Below are 24,105 nucleotides of genomic sequence, written 5' to 3' on the forward strand. Positions count from 1 at the left end.
CGACGGATGAATGCATCGACAGCGAACGCCGTGACGATCGACACCGAAGCACCGTATCAATCGCCCATTGCGGCGCTATGGCCGCGCACGCGCGACGGCGAATTCGCGCTCGCGGACACGCCGTTGACGCAGGTGGTCGAAGCCGTCGGCGGCACACCGTGTTACCTGTACGACCGCGCGCTGATCACGCAACGCGTGAACCGGCTGCGCAGCGCGTTGTCGCCCACCGTGGACCTGTACTACGCGATCAAGGCGAACCCGATGCCGGCGGTCGTCGCGCATGTCGCGCGGCTGGTGGACGGGCTCGACATCGCGTCGATCGGCGAGATGCGGATCGCGCTGGATGCGGGCGTGAACCCCGCCGACATCAGTTTCGCCGGGCCCGGCAAGTCGGATCAGGAACTGCTGCAGGCACACGCGGCGAACATTCTCGTGAACGTCGAGTCGCGCCGCGAACTGCATGTGCTCGCGCGTAAAAGCGAGCAGAGCGGGCGCGCCGCGCGCGTGGCCTTGCGCGTCAACCTGCCGTTCGAGCTGAAGGCATCGGGCATGCAGATGTCGGGCGGCGCGCGCCAGTTCGGCATCGACGCGGAAAGCGTGCCGGACGTGATCGCCGAAACCGCGGCGCTCGGCCTGAAGCTGGAGGGTTTTCATCTGTTCACCGGCTCGCAGAATCTGCGTGCCGACGCGGTGATCGAAGCGCAGCGCAAGAGCTACGACTGCGCGCGCGAGTGGGCGCAACTGGCGCGCGAGCCGATCGACTCCATCAATCTCGGCGGCGGCATGGGCATTCCGTACGGCGACGGCGATGCGCGCATCGTGGAGCGCGCGGTCGTCGAGCATCTGAACGAACTGGCCGCCGACACGCGGCGCGACCTGGGCAGCGTCAAGCTGGTGCTCGAACTGGGGCGCTATCTGGTCGGCGAGGCGGGGCTTTACGTGAGCCGCGTGGTGGACCGCAAGGTGTCGCGCGGCAAGACCTTTCTCGTCGTCGATGGCGGGATGCACCAGCATCTCGCGGCGTCGGGCAATTTCGGTCAGGTGCTGCGCAAGAACTTTCCGGTGGCGATCAACGGCAAGCCGCTCGGCGACGAAACCGCGAGCGTGGTCGGGCCGCTGTGCACGCCGCTCGATCTGCTCGCGAGCAATGCGAAGCTCGCGCACGCGGAAGAGGGCGATCTCGTCGTCATCTTCCAGTCCGGCGCCTATGGGCGCACCGCGAGTCCGGCCGCGTTTCTCGGTCACCCGCCGGTGCGCGAGGCGTTGGTCTGAACGGCGGCCACGCCGGGTGTCCAGGGAGGAACGTATGCAAGTCGCCAGTTTGAAGAACGTGTCGCGATCGTATGGCAAGGGCGCGGCGAAAGTCGATGCGGTGCGCGATGCCAGCATCGAGATTCTGAACAATCGCTTCACCGTGTTGTCGGGACCGTCGGGTAGCGGCAAGACCACGCTGCTCAACCTGATCGGCTGCATCGACAAGGCGGACACCGGCAGCGTGAGCGTGGCGGGTGTCGATGTGGACCGGATGCGCGACAACGCGCTGTCCGATTTCCGCGCATCGCACATCGGCTTCATCTTTCAGAATTTCAATCTGCTGCCGGTGCTGAGCGCGGTGGAGAACGTCGAGTATCCGTTGACGCTGCTCGGCGTGCGCGCGGCCGAAAGGCGCCGCACCGCGCTGGCGTTGCTCGATGCGGTCGGTCTCGCGCAGCAGGCGAAGCGCCGGCCCGGCGAACTGTCGGGCGGCCAGCGCCAACGCGTGGCGATCGCGCGGGCGCTCGCCACCGGGCCGGCACTCGTGCTCGCCGACGAACCCACCGCGAACCTCGACAGCCGCACCGGCATCGAGATCATCGAACTGATGCGGACCATGCAGCGCGAACGCGCGACTTCGTTCGTGTTCTCTTCGCACGATCCGAACGTGCTGTCGAGCGCCGACGACATCATCCTGATCAAGGACGGCGCGATCGTCGAGACACGCCGCGACGTACGCAACGGAAGGCCATCATGAAAACGCTCTCCATCGCATTCCGGAATCTGCTGCGCAACCGGCGCCGCTCGACGCGAACCTTGCTCGCGATGGTGGTCGGGCTCACGGCGGTGCTGCTGTTCGGCGGCTACGCGCGCAACGTGACGTACGGCTTGCAGACCACCTTCGTGCGTGGCGAAGGACATCTGCAGATCCAGCGCAAGAACTACTTTCTGTATGGCGCCGGCGACCCGATGGCCTACGGCATCGACCGTTACCAGCATGTGATCGACGTGGTGCGCGCCGACAAGGTGCTGGCGCCGCTCGTCACGGTGGCGACGCCGCTGCTGTCCGTCAGCGGCATCGCGGGGAATTACGGCGCGGGCGTGTCGAGCACGGTGATCGGCGTGGGCATCGTGGTCGACGATCAGAACCGCATGCGGCAGTGGAACGATTACGGCTTTCCGCGCCGCGCCGCGCCCTTGTCGCTGACGTCGACCGGCGGCGATTCGGCGGTGATCGGCACGGGCCTCGGCCGCATTCTGCGGCTGTGCGGGCCGCTCAACATTCCAGACTGCGCGCTCAACGGCGGTGTGCGCAAGGCCAGCACCGGCCCTGCGCAGCCCGCGGACATCGCGCAGCTATCCGCGCTGGCCGCGGCCGATATGCCGAAGGTGGACAGCACAGGTATCCAGTTGCTCGCGGCGAACGCATACGGTGCGCCGAACGTCGCGCAACTGACGGTGGTGAAAGCGGAAAGCCAGGGTGTGCGTGCAGTCGACGATCGTTATCTGCAACTGCATCTGCCGGAAGCGCAGAAGCTGATCTATGGCAACGAACCCGGCAAGGCGACGGCGATCGCGGTGCAGTTGCACCATACCGCCGATCTGCCGGCCGCGATGCAACGCATCCGGCAACTCGAAGCGACCACGCTGAAGGACGACGACCTCGACGTGCTCGACTTCCGCACGCTCAATCCGCAATACCTGCAGATCACCGGGATGTTCAGCGCGATCTTCGGCTTCGTCACGCTGCTGATCGGCGTGATCGTGATGTTCATGGTCGGCAACACGATGAGCATGGCGGTGATGGAGCGCACCGTCGAGATCGGCACGTTGCGCGCGATGGGCGTGCGGCGGCTCGGCGTGTTGCGGATCTTTCTGCTGGAGGGCGCGTTGCTCGGGCTGCTCGGCGCGGCGCTCGGCATCGGCTGCGCGTTGCTCGGCGCGTGGGCGATCAACCACGGCGGTTTCCACTGGACGCCGCCCGGCGAGATCGATCCCGTGCCGTTCACGGTTCGGCTGTTCGGCGAGACGCGGATGATCGCCGGCTACGCGGTGGGGATCGTGCTGATCGCCGCGCTGTCGGCATTCTGGCCGGCGCGGCGGGCCGCGCGGATGCCGGTGGTCGATGCGCTGCTGTTCGCGTGAGCGGTCGGCGGCAGGCAATCGCGCATGAATCGGCACGCTTGGGCACTGAGCACGATGAAACGAAGAGGCGTTATGAAACGGAATCGGCTTTACTCGACATGGCGGTTGGCGGCAGTGCTCTGCTTCGGCACGCTCGGCACCGTCGCCACGCTTGGCGCGTTCAGTACGCAGGCATGCGCGCAGGCGGATACATCGAAAGCGCAGCAGCTTCTGGAGGCGAGCGACGCGATCCGCAACCCCGGCCGCCCGTTCAGCCTGACGACGACCCTGATCGAGTTCCGCGCCGGTCAGCAGACCGGCACGAACACGCTGACCGTCTATTCGAAGGAAGACCCGGCAAGCGGTCAGTTCAACAGCCTCGTACGTTTCGACGCGCCGCTGCGCGACGCGAACAAGCTGGTGCTGAAAAACGGCAATGACCTGTGGTTCTACGATCCGAACAGCCAGGCGAGCGTGCGGATTTCGCCGCAGCAACGGCTGCTGGGCCAGGCCGCGAATGGCGACGTCGTCACCGTCAACTTCGCGAAGGACTACACCGCCACGCTGGCGGGCGAGGAAGACGTGACGGACGGCGATCATCAGACGCGGCACGCGTACAAGCTGGCACTGGCGGCGCGTTCGCCGAGCGTCACGTATCACGCGATCGACATGTGGATCGACACGAGCACCCGGCAACCCGTCAAGGCGCGTTTCTACGCGGACAGCGGCAAGCTGCTGAAGACCACCTACTATCGCAAGTTCACCCAGGTGCTGGGCGCCGACCGGCCGACGGAGATGGTCATCATCGACGGGCTCGATCCCGGCTGGGTCACGGTGATGCGCTACGCCGACTACGCGTGGCGCGACATTCCCGACGAATGGCTGCAGCGCTCGTATCTGCCGCATTTCAAGGCGAATTGATGATCGCGCGACGGCGTGCCTGGGCGCTGGCGGCCGTCGTTTCGCTCGCCGTGGCGGCTAGCGCGCCGCGCGTCGCGCGGGCCGACAGCGATACCGACGCGCTGTCCCTTGCCGACACCGCGACCGCGAACACGTCGGCGCATCGCGACTGGCAGGCGTCGTTCGAATTCGCGATGGGCAACTACAACCAGGCGAGCCAGACGACCAGCGCGGAGCTGGCCGATACCGCGCGCGTATCGTCCTTGCTGAGCTACGACGGTTCGTTCGCACCCGGCTGGCGCGCGGTATTCTCGAACCGCCTGGATGCGGGCTGGCGCGCGAACGTCGGCCAGTACAACGCGATCGATACACTGAAGCAGGCGTATCTGAGTTGGCAGCCGAACTCGACCACGATCGTCGACGCCGGTCGCGTGAATCTGCGCGAAGGCGTCGCGCAGGGCTTCAATCCGACGGACTTCTTCAAGACCAACGCGGTGCGCTCGATCGTGTCGATCGACCCGGCGAGCTTGCGCGAGAATCGCCTCGGCAGCGTGATGCTGCGCAGCCAGGTGCTCTGGTCGGGCGGTTCGCTAAGTGGACTGGTGTCGCCGAAACTCGCGTCGCAGCCGAGCAATGCAACCTTCAATCCGGACTTCGGCGCGACCAATAATCAAACCCGCTATCTGCTGACGCTGACGCAGCGTCTGTTCGGCACGGTGGCGCCGCAATGGCTGTTATACGGCGGCGACGGCATCTCGCCGCAACTCGGTCTGAACGTGACGACCCTGCTCGGCGATGCGACGACCGGTTTCATCGAGTATTCGGGGGGACGCAGCCCGACTTTCGGCGCGCAACCGGACAGCACGGACGCGTTTCATTCGAAGCTCGCGGCGGGCTTCACGCATACCTTCACGAACAACCTGTCGTTGACGGTCGAATACGACTATGACGGCGCCAGCGCCGATCGCGCGACATGGAACCAGCTTGCGTTCGATCCCGCGCGCTACTGGCAATACCGCACCGCGATCAACGACGCGCAGGAACTGATGACCCGCCAGGCGTTGTTCAGCTACGCGACGTGGCAGGATGCGCTGATGCGTCATCTGGATCTGACCGCCATGCTGCACTACGACCTCGTCGATCACAGTTATTCGACATGGCTCGAAGCGCGGTATCACTGGCCGCGCGCGGATGTCGCGATTCAATGGCAGACGAATCACGGCGCGTCGCACAGCACATATGGCGCCGACTCGCAAAGACAGGTGCTGCAGGCGCTGACGACGTTTTTCTTTTAGCGCTTCCAGCTCTGTAGCTCTTCTGCGCACCGTGCCGGCGGCGTCATCGATGATAAAAAAGGCCGCCTCGCGAGGCGGCCATTGCAAGCGTCAGCGACAGTGCCGCTGCCGCTACACGCTCACGGACGCAGGATCACCTTGCCGAAATTGCGGCGCGCGTGAATGTAGCGGTGCGCTTCGGCGGCGTCGTCGAGCGCGAAGATGGAATCGATCATCGGCATGACCTGTCCGGATTCGTACAGCGCGAGAATCTCGTAGATGCCCGCCACGCAGATCTCGTAGCGCGACCACAGCGCGGGAAGATGCAGCCCGGAGATCGACTTGTTGGCCGTCATCAGCGCGATCGGCTCCACGCGCATGGCCGGATGCCAGAACCGCACCAGTTGCAGCGGCGATGCACCGGCTTCGTTGATGACCCCCGCGCCGCCGAGCAGCACCAGCCTGCCCAGCAAGCCGAGACTTTCATAGCTCTGCTGATACGACTTGCCGCCGGTGGAATCCAGAATCACGTCGGCGCCGCGGCCGCCCGTCAATTCGCGCAAGCGCTCGGCGAGATTTTCCTTGGCCGGATCGATGCAGGCATCGGCGCCGATGAAGGTCAAGCGTGCGTGCTTGCTCTCGGTCGCGATGGCGATCACGCGCGCGCCGCGCGCGAGACACAGTTGCAGCGCGGCCAGACCGACGCCGCCGCCCGCCGAATGCACCGCGACGGTTTCGCCGGCGCGCACGCTCGCCAGACGATCGACCGACAGCCACGCTGTCAGATAGCTGGTGGCGATCACCGATGCTTCGTCGTCGGACATCGCGTCGGGCATCTTGAACAACTGATGGCTCGGGCACACCACATGGGTGGCGTAGCCGCCGCCGTCGATGGTGGCGAAGACGCGGTCGCCGGGCACGAAGTCGGTGACGTCCTTGCCGACTTGAACGACGCGGCCGGCCACTTCGTACCCCGGCACGTAGGGCAGCGCCGGGCTTTCCGGATAGATGCCGAGGCGGATCACGAGGTCGGGAAAATTCACGCCGCTGGCCGCGACTTCGATCATGACGTCCCGGTTGCCGGGTTCCGGCGCGACGAAGGGTTCCACGGTCAGCGCATCGGGTTGGCCGAATTGACGAATGATGACGTGTCTCATGCGTATCCTCGTTTTATCGATCCGCGGCATCGCAGAGGGAATCCGGCCGCATATTGTTCATTGCGCCTGTATTCGAATTAGCTTTCTCTTTTCCGGCTATTTCTGGTTTGGATTGCTGATTAATATTCACAGGAGATATCCTTTTTTTCATGGCCCTGATGGTGAAATCCGTGAGCACGGTTAGGCGATGCCTGAAGCCAGGCGCCGGGTACGCGTGTGTCGATGCGGGAGAGAAAAAGCGCGCGGCGTCTGTTAAAGGAATTCTAATTCGCTCGTCGCGAAGCCACGCAAATCATCGAAAATTTTTAAGCAAGATGCGTGTAACTTGGCAAGATCGGTGGAATGGATATTCGTCGTGCGTGGAAAAAATTCTATTCGATTACTTCGGCATATCCGGATTGACCGGCTGTTGCGATAACGCATCGTTCCGTTCGGTGAGCGATGCGCCGAAAAACGTCACGGCCTGTTCGATCGCCAGCGCGTGAACTTCGTCGCGATTCACACCGGGCGCTTCCTCGCAAATGTTGGCGAGCTTCGTCATGACCGCCGGCAGACAACTGTTGATGAAGCTGACGTGGGTCGCGCCGTCGATCATGTCGACCTGCGCGTGCGGCAAAAAGCGGGCGATGTGGAGAATGTTCGACGGCGGCGGCGCGGTCGTGTCGGCGGTGCCCGCGATCAGGCGCAGCGGGATGTCGATACGGGTCAGCGATGGTTCGTCGAGCGCCTTGCCGATCGCGGGTGCGATGGCCAGCACCGCCTTCACGCGCGAGTCGCGGTACGACGCGCCGGCACGTTCGATCGACGCGAGCGCGTCGGCCGGAAGCGGCGTCGCCGCGACCGCCTGGCGCGTCGTGCCCGGCGGATGGCAGTTGGTATCGGCGGCGTTCGAATGGCAGAACGCCTTGAATGCCGGCAGGTTGGTGCGGGCGCCCGCGAGTTCGAGCACCGTGTAGCCGCCGAGCGAGTAGCCGGCGGCGCCGATCCGGGCCCGATCGATGTGCGGGCCGAACGTCGGGTCGGCGAGAACGCCGTCGAGCACGTCGCTCAGATCGCGAGCGCGTTCCCACCAGAGCACGAAGCCTTCGCGCGTCAGCGGTTCGAGCGCGTTGTTGCCGGGATGATTCACAGCCGCGACGATGTAGCCGTGCGCGGCCAGTGCGGACGCAAGCCAGTCGAGATCGTCGGCGCTGCCGGTCGTGCCGTGCGACATGACGAGTAGCGGGTAGGTGGCGTGGGCAGTCGACAGCGAAGCGTTCTGCGCCAGATCGTGCCCGCGGAAGGCCGCGCGTCCCGGCGGCCCGATGTCGTGCGGTAGCACGTGCGCGTCGCTGTCGACCGGATACCAGACGCGCGTGATCAGTGCCCTCGTCTGCGCGCCGCGCCATTCGCGCGGCCCGGCGGGATGAAACACGCGATCGGTCGCGCCGACCGGGGCAGGGTCGCCGGATGCGGCGTTCGTGTTCGCGCCGGTGTAAGTGCCGGTGGCCGCGTGGGCCCACGACGCTACGATCAACATCGAGGCAACGGCACAACGACGGAGCATGACGATTCCTTGCGGTGGCGCGCGGGCGCGTGGATGGATCGCCGATCAGTATCGCAGATGTGTTTTTCGTTTGGCTGTCCCGGCGCATGCGTCGAGCATCACCTGCATGAGATCTCATCGCGGCGGCGCCGGAAGAACGCCTGCGCGCTCTCCGGATTGACGAGCGATTACCTCGCTTCGTGCAGAAAGCTGCGTGCTTCGCCGGCCTGGCCGCGCCAGTGGCTCGGCGTCGTGCCGGTGATTTTGCGGAACGCGCGGCTGAACTGGCTGGAGCCGGCGAAACCCACGGAGATAGCGATCTCGAGCAGGTTGGCATCGCGTTTCATCATCATTTCCTTCGCGCGGTCGATGCGGCGCGTCAGGATGTAGTGATACGGCGATACGCCGAATGCAATGGTGAACGAGCGCGAGAAGTAGTAAGGACTCAGGCTGACCAGATTGGCCAGATCGATCAGATGGATGTCGGTGCTCAGATGTTCGTCGATATAGCGCACCAGTTGCTTCGCCTGAAACGACGACAGTCCCGATTTGGGCAATGCGGAGACCCGGGCCGAATGCTGGAGGCCGAGATTGCGCGCTTCGTGCAGACACGTCAGCGCGAGCGCTTCCACGTGCAGACTGTTCAGCTCCGGCGTTTCCGCGACTTGCGCGATATGACGGAGAAGCGACACCAGAAATGCATTGCGTTCGGTCATCATGGGCACCAGATCGGAGAGAGGTTGAAAGGCCATGGACAGCCTGGCCAACGCGGTTTCGTCGATGGTGAGAACGGTCCTTTGCGTCAGGCCGCTTTGATGCACGTTGGCGATGAACTCGACCCCGGCGGGCCGAAAGTCGACGCTGCCGAGCGCCTTGCCCGGGCGCACCACGCGCCGCCCGTTCAGGATGAATTCCGCCGCGCCCGGCTTGATCTCCGCCTCCCATAGCACGAACACATGCCGGCAATGCACCAGCTCCTGACGGTAGGGTTGTTCCGGTTCGGACATTCGGCCTATCGTTCCCCAGGATCCCAGCTTGCGCAGCTTCAACGCCTCGCCTGAAAAGGCGCTCAAGTCGCTGTGATCCACGGCGATCCCCGGCGTGGAGAATAAGGACGGGTCATTCAATTAGAGTCTCCAATTTTCATTGTTCGTATGGGTACCGATGGCCATCGATGAAACTCTGCTTGAGAGGCGATTGCGGATTCGACCCGGCGGCGTGGGCGTATTGTCAGGTTTTTTAACGCCGCGACTCTATATCAGAGATTGACTGCCGGGCCAATATTCCAGAATGTCAATTTTCTTCCCGGCTTTCTTCCTGTGGCCGGGATATTTTTATTACAGCGCCTTTGTCGCGTTACGAAATATAACGGGACGCGGGGCGTGGTGCTGAATGAAAACGTTGTCGTGGGATGATAGTGTTAAAACGGTCGACGATTCGGATATTTCACTCGATCGCGTGATGCGTTATTAAAGCCAGTTTCTCGCGGTTTTGTCAAAGTCATATCGTGGCATGGCGCGCGCTACTCGGCGAACTGTTCTTTCAGCGGCGCCAGCGCCAGCAGCGAAACAAGACTGCAAATAATCATGTAGTGCGCGGGTGCCATTAAATCGCCGGTGACGCCGATCAGCCACGTCACGATAAACGGCGCGAAGCCGCCGAATACCGATACGCCGACGCTGTAGATGGTCGAGAAACCGGTGGAGCGCACCTGCTTCGGAAAGCTCTCCGCGAGCAACTGGAAACTGGCGCCCGAGCCGAGCGCGAGGCAGCCGGCCAGCACCGCGATCGCCGCGACGGCAATCCAGCCAGACTGCGGATTGCGGTTCAGCAGCCAGAACGCCGGATAGATCAACGCCGCGCCGAGCAACCGCGAATACGCGACGAACGGCTTGCGGTGCGTCAGCCGGTCGGACAGCCGGCCGGCGAGCGGCGAGCCGAGCAGCAGGATCGCGCCCGCCGCCGATGCGGCCACGTAAGAGACCGAGGCGGGCATGTGCAGCGCGACGACCAGATATGTCGGCATGTAGAGCACCACGATGAACATGGACGCCGTGCCGCCGACCATCAACAGAATGCCGCTGACGAGTGCGCGCCGATGCGTGGTGAACACCGGCCCGACCGGATTGCGGATGCGCGACGGCGTGGGATGCGTCTCGTGCAACGTGCGACGGATCGCGTAACCGAGCGGCCCGATCAGCAGCCCGAACAGGAACGGCACGCGCCAGCCCCAATCGGCGAGTTGGCGTGGCGACAGCAGCGCGGTCAGGAGAAAGCCGGTCAGCGCGCCGGCCAGCGCGGCGCCGCCTTGACTCGCCATCTGCCAGCTGATCATGAAGCCGCGCTGCGAGCGTGGCGCGGCTTCGGCGAGCAAGGTGGTCGATGCGCCGATTTCGCCGCCCGCGGAAAAGCCTTGCAGCAATCTGCCGAGCACGATCGGCAGCGGCGCGAGCGCACCGATCTGCGCGTGGGTCGGCGCGAGTCCGATGAGCGCGGTGCCGGCGGCCATCAAACCGATGGTCAGCGTCATCGCCGGTTTGCGTCCGGCGCGATCCGCGTACGCGCCGATCGCGATACCGCCGAGCGGACGCATCACGAAACCGGCGCCGAAGGTCGCCATAACGAGTAGTAAAGCGTTGAACGGCGTGGAAGAAGGAAAGAACTGCTGGCCGATCAGTACCGCAAAAAAACTGAAGATCGTGAAATCGAACATTTCGAGGCCATTGCCCAACGTGACAGCGGCAATCAATGTCCAATTCGTTGTGGACTGGCGCGCGAATAAATGGGATGGATCACCCAACGCAGGGGCGGGATGGGGTTTCATCGCATTCCCGGAGCGACCATCATGTTCGATAGAGATTTATGGGTTCCGCACGGCTTCGTGAGCGTCGCCATCATAAACTACGTGCGCGGCGGATATCAATTAGCGAACGAGGTGGTTTCGCGAAACGGCGCTGATTCTAGATGGAGTTAATGCTGGTTGAATAAAAATGAATTGATCGAGGTAATCGGCGGGACCGTGGCGGGTGGGATTCGATGCCACGGTCCTGGGTTCGGCAGGCCGGTCATGCTTTTTTTATGTCTTCATGGTTTCACGCTTTCACGTTTTCACGCAGCGAAACCCTGCGTACACATATTGATAGTGCGGTTGAAACCAGTTGCGGAATGCCGGCCGCAACATGCACTGCGCGGTGCGTGCCGAACCGCCCTTGATGACATAGTGCTGGCCGTCGAAGAAATTGGCCGAGTAGCCCGGATAAAACGGAAATGCCTCGAAATCGGGCAACGCGTCGAATATCGTCGAGGTCCATTCCCAACCGTTGCCGAACTGGCCTTCCACGCCAAATGCGCTGACGTTGTCGGGATGAGCGTCGACGGGTTGCGGATCCCACGCGCGGAAATCGAAATTACCCGACGCGGCATGCGGCGCGCCGTGCGCGGCACGTTGCCATTGCGCTTCGCTCGGCAATGACTTGCCGGCCCAGCGCGCGTAAGCGCTGGCTTCGGCGTGACTCACGTAGACGGGCCAGTCGAGCGGCAGCGGCACTTCGTCGAACATGGTGCGCAGCGACCATCGGGGGTGCGGGCCAACGTCGCTAACGTTGCCGTCGTTGCCGTTGCGCGCCCGCGTATCGTCGTTCAGCGACCAGCAAGCCGGGTGCGTGATCCGCTCGGCCTCCTTCCACGTCCAGTCCTTGTCGGACCACCATGCCCGCTCGCGATAGCCGCCCGCTTCCATGAATGCGAGAAACGCGCCGTTCGTCACCATATGACGATCGATCTCGAACGCGGGAACGTCGACGCGCAACTCGCCGAACTCGTTGTCCCAACCGAAGCGACCGGCGTCGCGTGACATGCCGAGCGCGGTCGAGCCGGCCGGCACACGGACCATCGAGGTCAATGCGTTGGCGGGGCGGTCATGACGTGTGGTCACCGGTTCCCGCAGATTGCTGACCTTCTGGTCGAGCGGCAATTGATGAAGCATGTACGCGAGCGTTTCCGCGTGCATCAGCCGATGCTCGATCGCAACGTTCAGTAACTGTTCGACGGTTGCGCTGTCTGGCGATTCCGTTGGGCCGCTTGAGCTGCTCGAACCGATCGAGCCGCCCGGGTTGCCGGCACGAGGCGGCGCGCGGTCCACCCGCGCGGCGAGCGCATGATCGATCTGCTCGCGAGCGCGCAGCGCGTAATCGCGCACGCTATCGAGCGACGGCCAGTCACCGGGTTCGTCGGTCGGAAAACCGCCGTCGACGGGGTCGATGCCGAACGCGAAAAGCTGGTCGAGGTGGGGGTCGAATTCCGGCAGCTCGAACAGCCGTCGATCGAACAGATTGCGGTCGAACGCTTCCAGATGGCCGATGTAGAACACGATCCGGTGGCGCTCGCGGATCGGACGTTCATAAAGAAATGCGGGCTTGACGATGGCAAACAGCTCGTCGGTGATTCGGCGCGCGTCGATCAGACGCTGGACGAGCGGATGAAGCGGGGCGGGGTCGCGATTCATTTCGCCGGGTCTCCTTGCGGGGGACGGACTCAAAACTGTACCCGCTCGCAGGAGCCATGCCAAGGCGATTGCGTGTGATTGACGGTAAGGGGCGGCGGCGAATGTGGCCGGTTGATGCGTCTGGGTGAGAGGGCGGGCCGCGGCGCCGGACTGAAACGCCGAAACGCTGTGCTATGGCGGGCCGCCAGGAAGCGGCCGCCGGAGCTTGGGAGCCCGCGCGGCTCGCGAGCCGCGCTACCCGCGCCGGCGAATCACAGATGCCGCAAACCGTCGAGATCGACGATCCGGATGTGCTTACCCTGTATGTCGATCAGCCCGCGCTTTTGAAATCTTGACAGGGTACGGCTGACGGTTTCGAGCGTCATGCCGAGATAGCTGCCCATGTCTTCGCGCGTCATCCGCAGATTGAATTCCGCCGACGAATAACCGCGCTGTGCATTGCGCTCCGACACGTCGAGCAGAAAGGCCGCAACCCGCTCGTCGGCGGACAGCGAGCCGAGCACCATCATCTGCGCGGCCTCGCGCACGATCTGCTCGCCGAGCAACTTATGCAGGCGCTCCTGCATCGAGCCGATTTCGCGGCACAGCGACTTGAGCGCGTTGTACGGCACGATGCAGACGGTGCTGTCTTCAAGCGCGAGCGCGCTGCATGCATGCACGTCTTCGCTGATGCCGTCGAGGCCGAGCGCTTCGCCGGCGAGACGCAGGCCGGTGACCTGCTCGCGGCCATCGCGGTGCGCCATCACGGTTTTCATCGAACCGGAACGGACGGCGTAAACGTTATCGAAGCGGTCGCCGCTGCGATACAGTGCGTCGCCGCGCGGCACCGAGCGCGCCGTGCAGATCAGCGTTTCGAGTTTTGACAGTTCGTCGGACGACAAACCTTGAGGCATGCATAGCTGGCGCATCGCGCAACTCGAGCAGCGCGCCGCGCTGCGCGTGCTGGCCCGGAACGATGCGGCACGGCGGCCGCTGCGTACGGGAATGGAACGGGCGATGGAATCGTCGGGGCTGATCGAGGAAGCGGCGGTGGTGGAAGTCAGCATGTTCTGCAGCCATTGGGTCGAGTGCGATAACCCATTGTCCCACCGGCCATGCACCGCGTTTAGCGGCAAAATGACGCGTTCGTTTAGTTAGTCATCTTGAGCAATGTCACGCGGTGTCCGTGCAGGGGGGCAGCGTGCTATTCAATGCAGTTGATTGCCGAGTGTCGACGACGCGAATCGCGTGAGCGGCAAGGCAAGGCAGGATCACCGTAACCGTGGACGTGACGGCCACTGTCGCCCTACGGCAAACGAAGACGCCGCGCGCGCTGCCATCCCATCCGGCGCGCACGGCATCGAAGCTCATTGCGCGTCGCTGTCCTTACCGGCCGCGGACGGAATCAGCAGAACCGGCAGATTAGCCTGCCGCACGCAACGCTCGGCGACGCTGCCGAGGATCAACCGCTGGAAGCCGCGCCGGCCGTGCGTGCCCATCACGAGCAGATCGGCGTTGAAGGCGGCAGCGCCTTTGAGCACCACCGTCGAGACATCGTCGAGCGACGAGGCTTCGTTTACTGTCAGCTCGCCTTTCACGCCATGCTCCGCCATGGCCTTGGCGAACTCGGCGCCGAGTTCCTTGCCTTCTTCCACCAGCCGGTTGCGCAACACCGACGGATCGTAGCCGGGCGCCTGGAAATACATCGGCGTGTTTTCGACGACGTAGAAAGGTTGCAGCACGGCACCGCTGGATTTGGCGAGTTCGAGCGCTGCGTCGAACGCGCGGCGCGAGGTGTGGCTGCCGTCGACCGCGACAAGGATGCGTGTGTACATATCGACTCCGCGTCTAAAGGATGAATATCGCGACCGCTACCCGGCCGGTCGCGGCTGGCGCTTCGCAGGGGCAAGTCATTGCCGGTCCATTGCCGGTCGTTGCCCATGCCAGCTTAAATGATCGCTGAAAAAACCGGCGGCGAGCAGACCTGCGTCAAACGCACGTCTAATAAGAGGCGGCGCGAAGCCAAGGGGAAGAGCGCAAGACACGAACGGCCGCTTCAAGATGCCAAATATATAAGCGGCGTGACGATCCGTCCCTTACAGTCCGAAACCGCCACGCCGCCTATCCTTGATGCCAGTAAGGGTAAGCCCAGCTAAGCCGCCGCCGCCATCTGGCCGAACAACGCGGTGCGGGTCTTCTCGCTGATGTGGACGTCCAGCGCCACGGCCCGCTCCACGCCGATCTGCATCGGCGCGCCGAGGCGGCTGATGTCCATGCCGGTCTTGCGCAGCATCCGCTCGATCGCCACGGTCGTCACCGTCACGTAGCTGGTGAAGCCCATGCGAATGGCATAGGCGATGACTTCGCGAATCGCGTGCATGGTCAGATCGGCAAAACCGAACGACTGTTCCGCGCCATCGGTTTCAATCGCGAAACGGCTCAATTCCCAGATACTCCGGCCCGCCGGCGCCTCCTGGCCGTGCAGCAGTTGCGGGAAAGTGTCCTTGAGCATGTTCGGCCCCTCGGTCGGCATCAGCCGCCAGCAGCCGCGCAGACGGCCGGTCTCGTCCTGAATCAGCATGTAATGCGGTCCGAGCGCATCGTAGCCGTCGATCTCCATTCCCGCGATGGTCGGGACTTCCCAGCCCATCCGCCCGTGAAACACCCGGGCCCGCAGCCGGTACATCTCGTTGATGTCTTCGTTGTCGAATTCCTGACGCATTCCAATCCGAATCACTGTCTGCATGGCGTTCTCCTGAACGTGTTGGGGGTGTCCAATACGCTGGAAAACTTATGCATTTTGAATCGCACTTACACCTACCTACCTGGGTAGGTGTGCATGCTTATCGGGTAACGCAGAATTCGAGACAGGCATCCGTACTTAACCGACAGGACAAAAAATGGAACTTCTCGAAAATCATTGGCAACCGCAAACCGGCCTGCAAGCGCGCGTGGCCGATCCGTCTTCGGCAGTCGATCGCGTTCTGATCATTGCCTACCGTAAAAAGAAGAAAGAGAGCCAACGCCGCTTCTGGGCGCGCTTTGGCGTGACGCAGTCGCGCGGCAGCCGGTTTGAATCGGGCGCGGAAATCCCGGCGCCGGTGTCGATCCTGCTGGGCCTGTATTTCACCAAGACCGTGTCCGACGCGGATCTGGGCCGTGCAGAACGCGTGCTGTACAGCCGCGATGCCGCTGCCCTGCTTAACCCGGGTCAATAAGTCCGAGTTGCGCGGCGATGACGGCCGCCGCGCGCCGTGAATTCACGCCGAATTTCGTCCTGATGTTCTTCATGTGGAAGTTCACCACGGCTTCCGAACAGTTCAGGATATGAGAAATTTCCCACGTGGATTTACCGCGCGCGGTCCATTTCAGGCATTCGCGTTCGCGCGGCGTCAATTTGGGCAATAAGCTCTGCGCGTGCGTATTCACGTGCCGCTGACTGGTATCGATGACCAGGTCGCGTAAAAGTAGCAAATTCGGCAATGCCACGTCGATATGACGCCAGAATGCGTCATTCGGATTGCTGTCGTTGACGAAGCACATCATGCCCGCTTCCTGATTCGGGCCGTGAATCGGCAAGGTCACGCCGGCGCGTAGTCCATACGAGCGCGCTTCCTCGAACATGGCCTGCTGCGCCTCGGTCTGGCAAAGCTCCGGCGACCAGATCAGCGGCGTGGAGCGCGTCATGCAATGGGCGACCGTCGGGTCGATGTGCACCATCCCCTGTTCGTCATAAGTGCGGCGCCAGTTCGGCGCGTACGTGCTGCGCAAATAGGCGTCTTCCAGACGAATCGTCGGACGCGGCAGCATGGCGATCAAAATCTTGTCGAAGCCCCACGTCTCGGCAAGGCCCGTGATCGCACCGAACCATTCCGCCTCGTCGGCGGCGTTCAGTAGCGGTGCCATCTGCTCGATAAAATGTAGCGACAATTTCTGGGCTCTCTCAGCGCAGGCAGCGCATTGCTGTGATCAGCGGGGCGGCGTGCCTTGCGGTTGTTGTTATCTTCACAATCTATCACCAAAAATTATTTTGCAAAGGCAGGTCGGTTTCCCTGAAAACCGCGTGGCGATGCCTGTTATGCCTTTTGCAAGTGGGTGAATGAACTGCTCTGTCTACCGTGAATCCGTGACTCAATTGTCATGCAGTGGCCATTAAAGCAGATAATTCTCGTCTGGCCGCTATTTTGATGCACGCAAAATGCAACTTATCTGGTGGTTCATTCTAAATAGCTAATTTTTGCCGAAATTTCAGGCAAAACTCCGCGAGTTGCCAATTGTCCGGTTTTCTCGCCGCTGGTCCTGGCGGCGCAAGCGCTGGTCGCGTCAGCCGCTATTGTCATATAAAACAGGCGTTTTGCCGTTCACTTCTTCGTCGCGTTAGGGTTATGTCCGGTACGCGTGCCGGTTTCAACTACGAGAAATATGCGGATTCAACGTATTTCCTGGTACTAACCCGCTACCCTACCGCGATTGTGTTACGGCTTCGCGGTTCGACGCGACTCCGGCATCGTGCGAAGATCGGTCCATTCCATCCCCCACGTTCTCTCTCTCACGCCAGCATGTCCGACAACAGCCGACGCTATCCCGATCCGTCCATCCGCGTGCTCGATGCACGCTTCAAATCGCTGATGCTCGCGTCGGCATCCGTCGAATGTCTGTATCAGGGGGCGCGCTGGTCCGAAGGCCCGGTCTGGTTCGGCGACGGCCGCTATCTGCTGTGGAGCGACATTCCCAACGATCGCATCCTGCGCTGGGACGAGGCGAGTGGCGCGGTCGGCGTCTTCCGGCAATCGTCGAACAATGCGAACGGCCATACGCGCGATCGTCAGGGGCGTCTCGTGAGCTGCGAGCATTTGACGCGGCGCGTGACGCGCACCGAATACGACGGCTCGATCACGGTGCTGGCCGACCGGTATCGCGGCAAACGTTTCAACTCGCCGAACGACGTGGTCGTGAAGTCGGATGGCTCGATCTGGTTCACGGACCCGACGTTCGGCATCGACGGTTTTTACGAGGGCGAGCGGCAGGAGTCGGAGTTGCTGGCGCGCGTGTATCGCATCGACGGTCAGTCGGGTGAAGTCACCATCGTCGCCGACAGCGTGCTTGGCCCCAACGGTCTGGCGTTTTCACCGGACGAGTCGCTGCTGTACATCGTCGAATCGCGCGGCGAGCCGCGCAAGATTCGCGCGTTCGACGTCGTGAACGGCAACGCGTTGTTGAACGATCGCGTGCTGATCGACGCCGGGCCCGGCACGCCGGACGGCTTTCGCGTCGATGTCCACGGCAATCTGTGGTGCGGCTGGGGCATGGGCAGCGACGAGCTCGACGGCGTGCGCATCTTCACGCCGCAAGGCGAAGCCATCGGCCATATCGCGCTGCCGGAGCGATGCGCGAATGTGTGCTTCGGCGGCCGGCACCGCAATCGTCTCTTCATGGCGGCAAGTCACGGCCTCTATTCGCTGTACGTGAATACGCAGGGCGTGCGGGGCGGCTGACCGGCCTTGTGGCTGGGATGGTGGCTGGCGTTGCGGGTGCGGCAAGCAAGGCGGAGGAGATCATGACCAGAAAGAAACGCCCCGAGGATCTGCGCAGCCACCGCTGGTATGGCGTGAACGATCTGCGCTCGTTCGGCCACCGCTCGCGCAGCGCGCAGATGGGTTACCTCCGCGAGGAATACGCGGGCAAACCGGTCATCGCGATTCTCAATACGTGGAGCGAGATCAATCCGTGTCACACGCATTTCCGTCAGCGTGTGGAGGAAGTGAAGCGCGGCATCTGGCAGGCCGGCGGTTTCCCGATCGAGTTGCCGGTGCAGACGCTCTCCGAGCCGTTCCAGAAACCGACCACGATGCTCTACCGCAATTTCCTCGCGATGGAGGCGGAAGAGACGCTGCGCTCCTATCCCGCCGACGGCGTCGTGCTGATGGGCGGTTGCGACAAGACCACGCCCGCGCTGCTGATGGGCGCGATCTCGATGAACCTGCCGGCCATCTTCATGCCGGCCGGCCCGATGCTGCGCGGTAACTGGAACGGTGTGACGCTGGGTTCCGGGACCGACTCGTGGAAATACTGGGCCGATCTGCGGGCAGGGACGATCGCGCAGGAGGACTGGCAGGGCGTGGAAGGCGGCATCGCGCGCTCGCCCGGTCATTGCATGACCATGGGCACCGCGTCGACCATGACGAGCGCAGCCGAAGCGCTCGGCTTCACCTTGCCCGGCGCCGCATCGATTCCCGCCGCGGACTCGCGTCACGCGCAGATGGCGGTGAAGACCGGCATGCGCATCGTCGACATGGTGTGGGAGGATCTGAAGCCGTCCGATCTGCTGAGTGCCGCTGCCGTCGACAACGCCGTGACCACCTGCCTCGCGCTGTCCGGCTCGACCAACGCGATCGTGCACATGATCGCGCTCGCGCGCCGAGCCGGTATCGACCTGACGCTCGAACGCTACGACGCGATATCGCGGCGCACGCCGGTGCTCGCGAACATCCGGCCGACCGGCGCGTATCTGATGGAGGATTTTTTCTACGCAGGCGGTCTGCGCGCGATGCTCGCCGAACTCGGCGATCTGATCGACGGTACGACGCTCACGGTCAACGGCCGCACGCTCGGCGAGAACCTCGAAGGCGCACAGATTTTCAACGACGATGTGATCCGCCGGCGCGGCCAGCCGCTGCTCGCGAATAGCGGACTCGCGGTGTTACGCGGCAACATCGCGCCCGACGGCGCGGTGATCAAACCCGGCGCCGCCGAACCGCATCTGCTCGTGCACACGGGCCGCGCGGTGGTGTTCAAGGACTATAACGACATGGCCGCGCGCATCGACGACGACGCGCTCGACATCGACGAGCATTGCGTGATCGTGCTGCATCATGCGGGCCCGGTCGGCGCGCCGGGCATGCCGGAGTGGGGGCAGTTGCCGATCCCGCGCAAGTTGTTGAAGGAGGGCGTGCGCGACATGGTGCGCATCTCGGATGCGCGCATGAGCGGCACGAGTTATGGCGCGTGCGTGTTGCACGTCGCGCCGGAGTCGTTCGTCGGCGGGCCGTTCGCGCTGATCGAGAACGGCGATCTGATCGAGCTGGACGTGCCGAACCGCGCGCTCAACCTGCTGATCTCCGACGCGGAACTCGCGCGTCGCAAGGCCGCGTGGATTGCGCCCGCGCCGCGTTTCACGCGTGGGTACGGCGCGCTGCATCAGGCGCACGTGATGCAGGCGAACCTGGGGTGCGATTTCGATTTCCTGCAGCGCGGCGCCGACGACGAGCCGGAGATTCACTGACTAAGGAGCCGGCGCCTTCACACCCGCTGCATCCATAGCCGCTGCGTCAATAACCAATGCGGTACACGCGCCCCGTCTCCGCACCTTCCACGCTACGCACATAACCCAGCGCCGCACGTTGCGCCGTCACCGGTTCAAAGCCGCGGAAGTACGGCGCGTAGGCGTCGAGCGCTTCGGTCAGCACGGTCGGACTCACGAGGTTGATGCGGATGCCGCGCGGCAACTCGATCGCGGCGCCGCGCACGAAACCTTCGAGCGCGAGATTCACGGTCGTTGCGCTCGCGCCGAGCTTGATCGGTTCGTCGGCGAGAATGCCGCTCGTCAGCGTGAACGAGCCGCCGTCGTTCACGTATTGCTGCGCGGCGAGCACCACGTTCACCTGGCCCATCAGTTTGTCGCGCAGACCGACCCAGAACTGTTCGACGCTCATTTCATCGAGCGGCCCGAAGTGCACCTTGCCGGTGGCGGTGACGACACCGTCCACCTTGCCGATCTCGCGAAACAGACGCTCGACGCTCGCCGGGTCCTTGATGTCCGCGCGATATTGGCCGCGCGTCGCGCCGACTTCGATCACTTCGTTGCGTGCTTTCAACTCCGCGCTCACCGCCTGGCCGAGCGTACCGGTAGCGCCAATCACGACGATCTTTTTCATCTGCTGTTCCATTGAGTGATGTTGAGGTCCGATCGATTGTGCCGGCATTGGTGACGAAGAAAAAGGCGCGGCGGCGCGGAGGACTTGCAACTCCGGGTTGCGAATCGAATGAGGCAACACTCGCCCGACAAGCCCATTCTCGCGTCGTATGACGCGTCGCACAAAGTCGAACGCACGCCATTATTCAAACGGCGTGCGTTCAGCGATACCTGATTTAATCGGACTGCGCGCGGTCATTCAAACAAACTAAACAGACTAAAGAGAACCGCCGGAGAACCGCGGTAAAACATGCGCGCGGCGCGAATGCTTATTTCACCCGATGTAATTCGATCACGCGCGCCGGCCGTAAATGATTGAGCGCGTAGTGAATGCGGCCGCGATCCTGACGACTGCCCACCGGGCGCGGATCGTCGTATTGATGGTCGGCCGAATAGACCTCCTGCGGCGCCACCATGCCACGATCGATCACCGTATAACCCGGTTCGAGCGCAAGCAGCAGATGATTGCCGCCGACCCGGCTGTCGAAGCCCGCCATGCCGTCGAGCGCCTCCGGTACGCTGTTGACGAGCGTCGCGTTGCTGCCGGTGATTTCGTCGGGCGAGATCGGGCTGTGACCGGCGATACGCGCGGCTTCGAGGTTCTTGCCGTCGGTATCGACGGTGCTGTCGTGCGTACGGTCGTTGTGCAATTCGGTCGAGCTCGGGCCGCGGGTGTTCGGCAGCGCATCATTGGACGATGCCTTGTTGGTATCGCTGTTCATCATGCTTTCTCCTTGAAAGAGGACATGGGGTGAAGTGCAGCAAGACCCGTTCCGCCCGGTTCGATGTGCGTCGCGGTTGTGGTCCGCAGATGACCCGCGAGCGACCCGTAGTGCTCTCGCAGCGCTTTCGCGGCGCTTGCGGATGGCACGCCTATCCGGGGGCGATGACATCCAGAATTCTTTTCGTTTTTTTAATGGACGCGTATTTTCTACAGAGTATGATCTTACTCCGGCGAGCGAAGCGCGGTTAAATGCAGGGGAGACGTCGACGAGTTTTTACCGGCCAATGTGTCCAGTTCATCGGCATGGCCGGCAACGATTCGGTTCAGACAACCGCGCGCAACTGAAAACATTTATGGGGCCGTCAGGGCGGGTGACACATGCACTTCGATGCTGCATTCACACATCGCGGCTATCTGTTGAATTGCGCGCCCGCGCGCGCGGTCGATGGCTCGTGGCAACCGTATGTAGTCATCTCACGCTCGAGCGACGGCGAACTGGTCGCCAACCGTTTCTTTCCCACCGACCTGCGTTTTCCCGACGAAGCCGCCGCCATCGCGCATGCGCGTGATTGGGCCGTGCGCTGGATCGACGCGAGCAGCGTCACCATCTGATTCGCGTTCGCACTCGTTCACACTCGTTCGTAACATTGCGCACGCAACCGGCACGAACCGTGTGCGCCGTGTAGCGATTCGCGCGCGACGGGGCACGCTTCGCGCCGCTCTCCGTCTGCTATACCGGCGCTCAGGCCGCTGCTGCGCGAGCTCCGGCAAAACGCGGTAATCTCTCGACACAATCACTCTTGACCGTGCGTCGCACGGCGCTGTCCTTTTATGCCTAATGTGCCTGCCCAGAACTGGGGTCTCGAACAGATCGTCGCGAATCTGCGCGCGTCGCGTGAAGAACTGCATCGCACGCGGCATCCGCTCGGCATTCGCGAACTGCCGTCGCGCGAAGCCGTCGTCAACATCGTCGCGGGCTTGCGCGCGGCCTTGTTTCCCACGCACTACGGCGCGCCCGATCTGACCGACGAAACCGTCGATTACTACGTCGGCCACACGCTCGAGAGCACGTTGCGTCTGCTCGCCGAACAGATCCGCCGCGCGCTGCGTTTTCTGCCCGAGTCGGGTGCGACGCCGGACGCGGAGTTGAAAGCGCGCGCGTTCGATGTCGCGCGCGAATTCGGCACGCAGTTGCCCGGCATTCGCGCGCTGCTCGTGAGCGACATTCAGGCGGCCTTCACCGGCGATCCGGCCGCGCAGCACATCACCGAAATTCTGCTGTGCTATCCGGGCGTGTGGGCGATGACGCATCATCGGCTCGCGCATGCGCTGCATCGGCTCGGCGTGCCGCTGCTCGCGCGCTTCATCAACGAGATCGCGCATTCGGCGACCGGTATCGACATCCACCCTGGCGCGACCATCGGGCCGAGTTTCTTCATCGACCACGGCACGGGCGTGGTGATCGGCGAGACCGCGATCATCGGCGAACGCGTGCGCGTGTATCAGGCGGTCACGCTCGGCGCGAAGAGTTTCGCGGCGGATCTGGACGGCACGCTGATCAAGGGCAACGCGCGCCATCCGATCGTCGAGGACGACGTGGTGATCTACGCCGGCGCGACGATTCTCGGGCGCGTCACCATCGGGCGCGGCTCGGTGATCGGCGGTAACGTGTGGCTCACGCACAGCGTGCCGCCGGGCAGCAGCGTGTCGCAAGGCAAGGTCCGCGAAGGCGAACGCGGCGACGAGGGACGTTCCTGAGCCATGCCGCGCGGCCGCGTCCACATGCCTCGTCGCGCGCTGGCCGGCGTCGAGGCGACAGTTGCCGAAACCGCGCACGCGTTTCCGCGTCATTCGCATGATCGCTTCGGCGTTGGCGTGATCGTCAGCGGCGGGCATCGGTCGGCGAGCGGACGCGGTGTCGTCGAAGCGCGCGCGCAAGACGCGATCATGGTCAATCCCGGTGAAGTCCACGACGGCAGTCCGCTCGACGAACGCGGACGCGCCTGGCGGATGCTGTACGTCGAACCGTCGATGCTGAACGATGCCGCGCGCGAATTGAACGGCGATGCGACGGACGAGCGCGAGATCGAATTGACGCGGCCCGTCGTGCGCGATCCGTTGTTGGCGCGATTGTTCGAGCGTGTGTTCGCGGTGTCGGTGGAGACGCCATCGGTGCCGGACGACCTGATTCGCGAAGAGGCGCTGCTCGACCTGCTCGGGCATCTGGTCCGCACGCACGCGACGCGGCCGGCGCGCTCGTCGCCGGCGAAGGCATTGGGGCCGATCGCGCGCGCGAAGATGCGCATCGACGACGATCCCGCCGCGTCGCTCACGCTTGCCGAGCTTGCCGTCGATAGCGGCCTGAGCCGCTTCCAGTTATTGCGCGGTTTCGCGCACGAGATGGGTCTGCCGCCGCACGCGTACCGGATGCAGCGGCGCGTGGGCCTCGCGAGGCAATGGATCGCGCGGGGTGCGCCGCTTGCGGACGCGGCGCTTGCCGCGGGTTTCGCCGATCAGAGTCACATGACGCGCGCGTTCGTGCGATTGCTCGGCGTGACGCCGGCGAACTACGCGGCGGCGATTCGCTGAAATCGCGGACGTTCGCCGGTTATGCCGTGCGTGGTTCCCGCGCAGTTACGCTGCAGTTACCGCGCGGGTACTTGTAGTAAGCCCCACCATCCCCCGCAGCCCC

Annotated in this window: 22 protein-coding genes; 11 read left to right on the forward strand and 11 right to left on the reverse strand. The window is 63.5% G+C overall.

Translation table 11 applies throughout. The features are described 5' to 3' along the window. Positions 1-6: 6 nt before the first annotated feature. The 5 genes from LFL96_RS29235 to LFL96_RS29255 all read left to right on the forward strand — a co-directional run bounded on the left by LFL96_RS29235 (position 7) and on the right by LFL96_RS29255 (position 5,573). Positions 7-1,272, forward strand: a complete 1,266-nt coding sequence (locus LFL96_RS29235; RefSeq protein ID WP_281001377.1) for a pyridoxal-dependent decarboxylase, exosortase A system-associated — start codon at positions 7-9, stop codon at positions 1,270-1,272. Positions 1,273-1,306: 34 nt separating this feature from the next. Beyond that, positions 1,307-2,011, forward strand: a complete 705-nt coding sequence (locus LFL96_RS29240; protein ID WP_281001378.1) for an ABC transporter ATP-binding protein — start codon at positions 1,307-1,309, stop codon at positions 2,009-2,011. Next, positions 2,008-3,399 (forward strand): FtsX-like permease family protein, encoded by a 1,392-nt coding sequence (locus LFL96_RS29245; protein WP_281001379.1) that lies wholly within the window; start codon positions 2,008-2,010, stop codon positions 3,397-3,399. Before LFL96_RS29240 ends, LFL96_RS29245 begins: the two co-directional genes overlap by 4 nt. A 72-nt stretch (positions 3,400-3,471) precedes the next feature. Further along, positions 3,472-4,299, forward strand: a complete 828-nt coding sequence (locus tag LFL96_RS29250; protein ID WP_281001380.1) for an outer membrane lipoprotein-sorting protein — start codon at positions 3,472-3,474, stop codon at positions 4,297-4,299. Continuing rightward, positions 4,299-5,573, forward strand: coding sequence for a hypothetical protein (locus tag LFL96_RS29255; RefSeq protein ID WP_281001381.1), 1,275 nt, complete (start codon positions 4,299-4,301; stop codon positions 5,571-5,573). The genes LFL96_RS29250 and LFL96_RS29255 overlap by 1 nt, the downstream gene beginning before the upstream one ends. Before the next feature lie 119 nt (positions 5,574-5,692). Here the strand turns inward: LFL96_RS29255 and LFL96_RS29260 are convergent, their stop codons facing one another. From LFL96_RS29260 to LFL96_RS29295, 8 genes are all read right to left on the reverse strand, one after another. Then, complete coding sequence (locus LFL96_RS29260) at positions 5,693-6,709, reverse strand: zinc-binding dehydrogenase (protein ID WP_281001382.1); 1,017 nt, start codon at positions 6,707-6,709, stop codon at positions 5,693-5,695. 379 nt (positions 6,710-7,088) lie between these two features. Further along, complete coding sequence (locus LFL96_RS29265; protein ID WP_281001383.1) at positions 7,089-8,255, reverse strand: prolyl oligopeptidase family serine peptidase; 1,167 nt, start codon at positions 8,253-8,255, stop codon at positions 7,089-7,091. 167 nt (positions 8,256-8,422) lie between these two features. Continuing rightward, the gene (locus LFL96_RS29270) at positions 8,423-9,241 is read right to left on the reverse strand and encodes an AraC family transcriptional regulator (RefSeq protein WP_281001384.1); all 819 of its coding nucleotides are present in this window, start codon (positions 9,239-9,241) and stop codon (positions 8,423-8,425) included. A gap of 515 nt (positions 9,242-9,756) precedes the next feature. Further along, positions 9,757-10,983, reverse strand: a complete 1,227-nt coding sequence (locus tag LFL96_RS29275; protein WP_281001385.1) for an MFS transporter — start codon at positions 10,981-10,983, stop codon at positions 9,757-9,759. A 351-nt stretch (positions 10,984-11,334) separates the two neighbouring features. Continuing rightward, complete coding sequence (locus tag LFL96_RS29280) at positions 11,335-12,738, reverse strand: SUMF1/EgtB/PvdO family nonheme iron enzyme (RefSeq protein WP_281001386.1); 1,404 nt, start codon at positions 12,736-12,738, stop codon at positions 11,335-11,337. A 251-nt stretch (positions 12,739-12,989) separates the two neighbouring features. Beyond that, the gene (locus tag LFL96_RS29285) at positions 12,990-13,646 is read right to left on the reverse strand and encodes a helix-turn-helix domain-containing protein (protein WP_281003889.1); all 657 of its coding nucleotides are present in this window, start codon (positions 13,644-13,646) and stop codon (positions 12,990-12,992) included. A gap of 438 nt (positions 13,647-14,084) precedes the next feature. Next, positions 14,085-14,552, reverse strand: coding sequence for a universal stress protein (locus tag LFL96_RS29290; RefSeq protein ID WP_281001387.1), 468 nt, complete (start codon positions 14,550-14,552; stop codon positions 14,085-14,087). Between the two features lie 317 nt (positions 14,553-14,869). Continuing rightward, on the reverse strand, positions 14,870-15,463 hold the full coding sequence (locus tag LFL96_RS29295; RefSeq protein WP_281001388.1) for an acyl-homoserine-lactone synthase: 594 nt from the start codon (positions 15,461-15,463) through the stop codon (positions 14,870-14,872). A 154-nt stretch (positions 15,464-15,617) separates the two neighbouring features. Here LFL96_RS29295 and LFL96_RS29300 point away from each other — a divergent pair, with 154 nt between their 5' ends. Next, positions 15,618-15,935 carry an XRE family transcriptional regulator gene (locus tag LFL96_RS29300; protein ID WP_281001389.1) on the forward strand — a complete coding sequence of 106 codons (318 nt, stop codon included), beginning with the start codon at positions 15,618-15,620 and terminating at the stop codon, positions 15,933-15,935. On the opposite strand, the gene LFL96_RS29305 is transcribed toward LFL96_RS29300, so the two are convergent. Then, positions 15,919-16,623: a LuxR family transcriptional regulator gene (locus tag LFL96_RS29305; RefSeq protein WP_281001390.1), complete on the reverse strand. Its 705-nt coding sequence runs from the start codon at positions 16,621-16,623 to the stop codon at positions 15,919-15,921. The genes LFL96_RS29300 and LFL96_RS29305 overlap by 17 nt on opposite strands. Positions 16,624-17,276: 653 nt before the next feature. Between LFL96_RS29305 and LFL96_RS29310 the strand changes: the two genes are divergently transcribed. After that, positions 17,277-18,212: an SMP-30/gluconolactonase/LRE family protein gene (locus tag LFL96_RS29310; protein WP_281001391.1), complete on the forward strand. Its 936-nt coding sequence runs from the start codon at positions 17,277-17,279 to the stop codon at positions 18,210-18,212. A 62-nt stretch (positions 18,213-18,274) separates the two neighbouring features. Next, positions 18,275-19,999, forward strand: a complete 1,725-nt coding sequence (araD, locus tag LFL96_RS29315) for an L-arabinonate dehydratase (protein WP_281001392.1) — start codon at positions 18,275-18,277, stop codon at positions 19,997-19,999. A gap of 46 nt (positions 20,000-20,045) precedes the next feature. Here araD and LFL96_RS29320 read toward each other — a convergent pair whose 3' ends face one another. Together LFL96_RS29320 and LFL96_RS29325 are read right to left on the reverse strand one after the other, a co-directional pair. Then, entirely contained in the window at positions 20,046-20,651 is a 606-nt protein-coding gene (locus tag LFL96_RS29320) for a short chain dehydrogenase (protein WP_281001393.1), read from the reverse strand. A gap of 307 nt (positions 20,652-20,958) precedes the next feature. After that, positions 20,959-21,414, reverse strand: a complete 456-nt coding sequence (locus tag LFL96_RS29325; RefSeq protein ID WP_281001394.1) for a DUF3005 domain-containing protein — start codon at positions 21,412-21,414, stop codon at positions 20,959-20,961. Positions 21,415-21,791: 377 nt separating this feature from the next. Between LFL96_RS29325 and LFL96_RS29330 the strand changes: the two genes are divergently transcribed. The 3 genes from LFL96_RS29330 to LFL96_RS29340 all read left to right on the forward strand — a co-directional run bounded on the left by LFL96_RS29330 (position 21,792) and on the right by LFL96_RS29340 (position 24,002). After that, complete coding sequence (locus LFL96_RS29330) at positions 21,792-22,025, forward strand: hypothetical protein (protein WP_281001395.1); 234 nt, start codon at positions 21,792-21,794, stop codon at positions 22,023-22,025. 219 nt (positions 22,026-22,244) lie between these two features. Beyond that, positions 22,245-23,171, forward strand: coding sequence for a serine O-acetyltransferase EpsC (gene epsC, locus LFL96_RS29335; RefSeq protein WP_281001396.1), 927 nt, complete (start codon positions 22,245-22,247; stop codon positions 23,169-23,171). 3 nt (positions 23,172-23,174) lie between these two features. Further along, positions 23,175-24,002: an AraC family transcriptional regulator gene (locus LFL96_RS29340; RefSeq protein ID WP_281001397.1), complete on the forward strand. Its 828-nt coding sequence runs from the start codon at positions 23,175-23,177 to the stop codon at positions 24,000-24,002. The last annotated feature ends 103 nt before the right edge of the window (positions 24,003-24,105 follow it).

Origin of the sequence: Paraburkholderia sp. D15, assembly GCF_029910215.1 — a bacterium.
In the GTDB taxonomy this organism is placed as follows: Bacteria; Pseudomonadota; Gammaproteobacteria; order Burkholderiales; family Burkholderiaceae; genus Paraburkholderia.